The organism is Acinetobacter sp. YH01019 (genome assembly GCF_013420285.1).
Classification (GTDB): domain Bacteria; phylum Pseudomonadota; class Gammaproteobacteria; order Pseudomonadales; family Moraxellaceae; genus Acinetobacter; species Acinetobacter gandensis.
This window is the reverse complement of record NZ_VOYM01000120.1, coordinates 1-6,041: the sequence shown is the minus strand read 5'-3', so window position 1 is coordinate 6,041 and position 6,041 is coordinate 1. Positions and strand designations below refer to the sequence as shown.

Here is a 6,041-nt window from a genome sequence, read left to right as displayed (position 1 = left end):
TCCGGTCGAAGGAGGAGCGGAGACGGTCGTTGCCGCGTTACGCTCCGCGGTTGGGCCGACTGGCACTGTGATGGGATACGCGTCGTGGGACCGATCACCCTACGAGGAGACTCTGAATGGCGCTCGGTTGGATGACAAAGCCCGCCGTACCTGGCCGCCGTTCGATCCCGCAACGGCCGGGACTTACCGTGGGTTCGGCCTGCTGAATCAATTTCTGGTTCAAGCCCCCGGCGCGCGGCGCAGCGCGCACCCCGATGCATCGATGGTCGCGGTTGGTCCGCTAGCTGAAACGCTGACGGAGCCTCACGAACTCGGTCACGCCTTGGGGGAAGGGTCGCCCGTCGAGCGGTTCGTCCGCCTTGGCGGGAAGGCCCTGCTGTTGGGTGCGCCGCTAAACTCCGTTACCGCATTGCACTACGCCGAGGCGGTTGCGGATATCCCCAACAAACGATGGGTGACGTATGAGATGCCGATGCTTGGAAGAAACGGTGAAGTCGCCTGGAAAACGGCATCAGAATACGATTCAAACGGCATTCTCGATTGCTTTGCTATCGAAGGAAAGCCGGATGCGGTCGAAACTATAGCAAATGCTTACGTGAAGCTCGGTCGCCATCGAGAAGGTGTCGTGGGCTTTGCTCAGTGCTACCTGTTCGACGCGCAGGACATCGTGACGTTCGGCGTCACCTATCTTGAGAAGCACTTCGGAGCCACTCCGATCGTGCCAGCACACGAAGCCGCCCAGCGCTCTTGCGAGCCTTCCGGTTAGAGGCCGTCGACAATGATAATCTGGATCAACGGACCTTTCGGCGCCGGAAAGACGACTCTCGCTGAGCGGCTGCGCGATCGGCGTCCGAAATCGCTGATCTTTGACCCTGAGGAAATCGGGTTCGTGGTGAAAGAAACGGTCCCCATACCAGCGAGCGGAGACTATCAGGATCTCCCCTTGTGGAGGGGACTTACGATCGCTGCGGTCAGCGAGATTCGCAGGAATTACTCGCAGGACATCATCATCCCAATGACGCTCGTGCACCCGGACTATCTGACTGAGATACTCGACGGGTTAAGGCAGATCGACGATCAGCTGCTGCACATCTTTCTGATGCTTAACGAGGACCTATTGCGTCACCGGATCTCGAACCAGACCATGCATCCTGACCCGAATCGGAATGCGGAGATTCGAGAGTGGCGATTAGCGAATGTCGCCCGATGCTTGGCCGCAAGGGAACGGCTTCCGTCCACAACCCGTGTTCTCGATAGTGGTGCACACACCAGCGATGAACTTGCAGCGATGGTGCTCGACAGACTCGATCAGCGCACCTGATCGCCTTCGACGCCTGCGCAAAGGGTAGCGCGAGGGTGGTGGTCTCAGTCTGCTTTGCGATTATTCTCCTAAGCCGTACCGCCTGACGGTCGGTTTACGTGACGCGAATGGGCGACTTCCGTTTCGGAAAAGCACCACCGCGGCATAGAGACGCCAGCTGCCGAAGCCTCCGCCTTGAAGGGACACGAACCGTCGACCCGCAAGTTGGTCTACTAAGTGATTGAAATCCAAACGCTCAGGCAAGCGGGGTGTCGGCTGTAGCGTAACGTTAAATTATAGAACCTAAAGCTCCAAATGCTAAATGGTATCAAGGGGCCAAATAGCGGCGGCTACAGTCGCCGCCTTTAACGGATAACAACCCGCAACGACTTTCGAGCCTGATTGGCTTCGCACGGCCTAGACACCAGGGTTGCACATATTTCCAGCATACAATTACACTATAGCTGGATCAAGCCCAAGGTGCACGCCGTACTACGACGCACTTGATCTAAAGTTGGCCCTTATCTCATTGAGACGGATAAAGAAACTCCTCGCAAAGCTCGATTTGTGGCTTCAGCATCGCGGTTCGGCGGTGGACCGCCGTGGTCATCGGCTTCATCGGAGTGCTTCTCGTGGTCAAGCCGGGCTATCTGCCGTTCCAATTGGGTCATTTGGCTGCCATCGGCACCGGGCTGGCCACGGACGCGGCAATCATCATCCTCAGGCGCGTCGGCGGAAAGGTGAAGACCACCAGCATGCTGGGCATCAGTGCCCGGCGCTTGCAGCGCGGCTGAGGCACGACATATGAAGGCGTAGCTGGAAACCCCCGTCAGGCCAAAATTGGCGACAGGGTCTAGATCCCTTATTCTAAAGCGCGGACCGACCCATAGTCGCTATTGGAGTGTCTCAAGCCGCAGGTCGTAGAAACGGCCGAGGCTCCTCAAATGATCGACGATGTCAGCAACAGATGGTCACGCTTTCCTTATCGCTGGCAGATTTTATCGACCACCTCACCAACACGGTCGAAGTCTTCTGCCAGCAGATCGCTCTCTGCAAAACATAGCAATCTTGTCCTACTGCGGTGATTGGGCAGCCGGTGGCGAAGATCTCATCAACGAAATCCGGGATCTGATCTTTACGCATTTCATCCTCCTGATGGCAGGGCGCCGATCGCATGATCTGAATAAGGTATGATCGTCATGGCTGACTGACCGCGCGACGCTTTCAGCGGCGTTGAGGCATAACCGGAGAGCCGCCGTTCATACGTGATGCGGCCTGCACATAGGAAACATGTCCTCACCGTAGAAGTGCAGCCGGATATGATGGCGCCGGCACAGCCAGCGGACGTTCAAAGGCTCGTCATACCTGTCATGATGCGCGTCCACGTGCGCGCAATCACCGTCAATCGACTGATGTTATCCAACATCTGTCCGAGACCCTGCCAGGCATTCCTCAGCGCGCGTGACCAAGAACAACTTTTGAGGTAGGTTGGTGCTGAGTACGGCCGCAGCCTGATAGGCTGCCGCAGCTTGGTCTTGGAAACCAAGACGCGAAAGGAAATCCGCCCGCGTCGCGTGAAAAAGCGGGTAGGTCTCCACGTCCCACTCGTCCTCAATCGCCTTAAGGACCGCCATCCCTGCAGCGGGGTTCATGGCCCACGACACAGCGACTGCTCGATTGAGGGCAACTACGTATGTAGGGCTCAACAGGAAGAGCGCGTCATATCTCGCCAGTATCTCTCGCCAATTGGTGTCTCGAAAGCTCGCAGCCCGCGCGTGACAAGCAGAAATCAACGCTTGCAGAAGATACCATCCAGTGGGAGACGACATGCGGCATGCTCGCTCAACTATCTCCAGACCTCGACGTATGAGCAATCGATCCCACAAGCCACGATCCTGACGATCGAGCGGCACTGGCAAGCCTTGACGATCTTGTCGGGCAAGCAGCCGAGAGCACTGGAGTTCCATGAGGGCTAAAAGACCAAGTACCTCAGGCTCCTCTGGCTTGATATGCGCTAGGGTCAGGACTCATTGCTCATAGCCAGAAGATAACGGTCGCAGCGAGAGCGATGGCGGAGAGAAAGGCCATTGGGCACCGGTCGTAACGCGTAGCGACACGCCGCCAGTCTTTGAGACGCCCGAACATGATCTCGATCCGGTTGCGCCGTTTGTAGCGGCGTTTGTCGTATTTGATGGTCTTCTTGCGGGATTTTCGACCTGGAATGCAGGGAGTGATCCCCTTCGCCTGTAAAGCGTCACGATACCAGTCGGCATCATAGCCACGGTCGGCCAGCAACCATTTGGCCTTGGGAAGTTCATCAAGCAAGGCGGCAGCACCGGTGTAATCGCTGACCTGGCCTGCCGTTATGAAGAAGCTGATCGGGCGACCACTCGCATCCGTTACGGCATGAAGCTTGGTGTTCATGCCGCCTTTCGTGCGTCCAATCAGGCGGCCCGCGCCCCCTTTTTTACCCGCAAGCTGGAAGCCGTGCGGTGGGCCTTGAGATAGGTCGCATCGATCATGATGGTCTTGTGCTCTGCGGCTTCAGGCACGGCCAGACCTTCCATCATCTGGATAAATACGCCCTTGTCGCCCCAGCGTTTCCAGCGGTTATAAAGCGTCTTCGCCGGGCCATATTCCTTCGGCGCATCACGCCAACGCAGCCCGTTGCGGTTGACGAAGATGATGCCGCTCAGAACGCGTCGATCATCAACGCGCTGGCGGCCATGGCTCTTGGGGAAATAGGGCTGAAGACGAGCCATTTGCTCGTCCGTCAGCCAAAACAAATTACTCATCAGTCGGGCTCCTATACGCCCATCTGAATCACAGCCGTCAGTTCAAATCAATGGGTCCTGACCCTAAACACGGCATCCGCCGAAACGGTCGCTCATGCGCGTGAGCTTCTTGGTCCTTCGCTGCTTGCTATTCGCGCGGAGGCGGAGCGGGCGGCGAGACGACGCGGATAAACGCTTGGCCAAAAAGCCACCAACGGCGACGGTCCTCCACCTCGGTCAAGCAGCGAGAGGTAGAGTGATATCTCGATAGGTATAGGGGTCTGACGCTCAGTGGAACGAAAACTCACGTTAAGCAACGTTTTCTACCTCTGACGCCTCTTTTAATGGTCTCAGATGTCCTTTAGTCACCAGTTCTGCCAGCGTGAAGGAATAATGGCCGAGCATATTGATATGTCCGTGGCAAAGCGGGGAGAGGCGTGCGATATCTTCATCATTCAGTGTTTCACCTTGCGCCCGGAGATGATCCAGGGCTGCCTGCATATACATAGTGTTCCATAACACGACGGCGTTAGTGACCAGCCCCAGTGCGCCCAGTTGATCTTCCTGACCGTCGGTATATCGTTTTCTTATCTCACCTTTTTGACCGTGACAGATGGCTCTGGCAACGGCATGGCGGCTTTCTCCCCGATTAAGCTGGGTCAGAATGCGCCGGCGGTAATCTTCATCATCAATATAATTAAGCAGATACAGCGTTTTGTTGATGCGCCCCACTTCAATGATTGCCTGAGTCAGTCCGGAAGGACGTTCACTTTTCAGCAATGAACGGACCAGCACTGAAGCCTGTACTTTGCCCAGTTTCAGGGAGCCAGCGGTCCGGATCATTTCGTCCCACTGAAGGACTATTTTTCGGGGATCTGATTGCCCTCTGGCAATATCATTCAGCACGCCATAGTTGGCATCATGGCCCATTCGCCAGAAAACCGAAGCACCGGCATCAGCCAGGCGTGGAGAAAACTGGTATCCCAGCAGCCAGAAAAGGCCAAAGACAAGTTCGCTGGTACCTGCTGTATCGGTCATAATTTCGGTTGGATTCAGCCCGGTCTCCTGTTCCAGAAGGCCTTCCAGCACAAAGATAGAGTCCCTCAGCGTCCCCGGTATAACGATGCCATGAAAGCCGGAATACTGATCGGACACAAAGTTGTACCAGGTGATCCCTCTGTTATTACCAAAGTATTTGCGGTTCGGTCCGGCATTGATTGTTCTGACTGGCGTAACAAAGCGCATTCCATCTGCAGATGCCACTTCTCCGCCACCCCATATCTGTGCCAGTGGCAGCGTTGCCTGAAAATCAACCAGTCTGGCATTAGCGCTGGTGATAGTTTCAGCCCGCAGATAGTTCGCTTTTGTCCAGTTCAGCCGGTGTCGGGTCAGTGCAGGAACATTTGATCTGATCAGTGGTTCCAGACCGATATTGCAGGCTTCAGCCATCAGCACGGCGCTGATGCTGACGGGCAGATCATCAACTCTGGCACTGGCTTCACTAGCATGGAAAAACTCATCAGCAAATCCGGTATGGGCGTTAATTTCGAGCAGCAACTCCGTTAAATCCACCGGAGGGAGCAGATCACTGATCATTTTGCTCAGTCGTTTCAGACTGTCCGGCTCATCAAGACTGGCGAGGGGAGAAATTGTCAACCGGGGCTTCGGGCCAGAAACATCGAGTTCGACAGCCTCATTTTCGCCAAGACGTGCAGCAACCTGTCTGTAACGACTATCAAGCTGATGACCCAGAGATTTTATTGCTTCCTGCGGGTCTGTCGGGGGCACTGTTGCAAAGTTAGCGATGAGGCAGCCTTTTGTCTTATTCAAAGGCCTTACATTTCAAAAACTCTGCTTACCAGGCGCATTTCGCCCAGGGGATCACCATAATAAAATGCTGAGGCCTGGCCTTTGCGTAGTGCACGCATCACCTCAATACCTTTGATGGTGGCGTAAGCCGTCTTCAT

General features: G+C 55.7%; 6 protein-coding genes and 2 pseudogenes. 3 read left to right on the top strand and 5 right to left on the bottom strand.

The window, feature by feature from the left end:
* The 3 genes from aac(3)-IIe to FTT84_RS16620 form a co-directional block, all read left to right on the top strand.
* On the top strand, nucleotides 1-766 hold a 766-nt coding region (gene aac(3)-IIe / locus FTT84_RS16630; RefSeq protein WP_180081893.1), incomplete at its 5' end, for an aminoglycoside N-acetyltransferase AAC(3)-IIe.
* 12 nt (nucleotides 767-778) lie between these two features.
* A complete protein-coding gene (locus FTT84_RS16625; RefSeq protein ID WP_002063889.1) occupies nucleotides 779-1,321 on the top strand; it encodes an AAA family ATPase in 543 nt (180 codons plus the stop codon).
* A gap of 581 nt (nucleotides 1,322-1,902) precedes the next feature.
* On the top strand, nucleotides 1,903-2,094 hold the full coding sequence (locus FTT84_RS16620; protein ID WP_040234282.1) for a hypothetical protein: 192 nt from the start codon (nucleotides 1,903-1,905) through the stop codon (nucleotides 2,092-2,094).
* Between the two features lie 163 nt (nucleotides 2,095-2,257).
* On the opposite strand, the gene FTT84_RS16615 is transcribed toward FTT84_RS16620, so the two are convergent.
* The 5 genes and pseudogenes from FTT84_RS16615 to FTT84_RS16600 all read right to left on the bottom strand — a co-directional run.
* A complete protein-coding gene (locus FTT84_RS16615) occupies nucleotides 2,258-2,443 on the bottom strand; it encodes a hypothetical protein (protein WP_004197549.1) in 186 nt (61 codons plus the stop codon).
* A 272-nt stretch (nucleotides 2,444-2,715) separates the two neighbouring features.
* Nucleotides 2,716-3,309 carry a DUF6596 domain-containing protein gene (locus tag FTT84_RS18210; protein WP_306424839.1) on the bottom strand — a complete coding sequence of 198 codons (594 nt, stop codon included), beginning with the start codon at nucleotides 3,307-3,309 and terminating at the stop codon, nucleotides 2,716-2,718.
* A 25-nt stretch (nucleotides 3,310-3,334) separates the two neighbouring features.
* Nucleotides 3,335-4,095 (bottom strand): IS5-like element ISKpn12 family transposase gene (locus FTT84_RS16610; protein WP_085947932.1). Its coding sequence is split into 2 segments (ribosomal slippage): nucleotides 3,335-3,771 and nucleotides 3,771-4,095, totalling 762 coding nucleotides; the frame shifts between segments, so codons are not numbered across the junction.
* Between the two features lie 288 nt (nucleotides 4,096-4,383).
* Nucleotides 4,384-5,856, bottom strand: a pseudogene (locus FTT84_RS16605) (Tn3-like element Tn3 family transposase); the annotation flags it as partial.
* Nucleotides 5,857-5,909: 53 nt separating this feature from the next.
* Nucleotides 5,910-6,041 (bottom strand): annotated as a pseudogene (locus FTT84_RS16600) (IS6 family transposase); the annotation flags it as partial.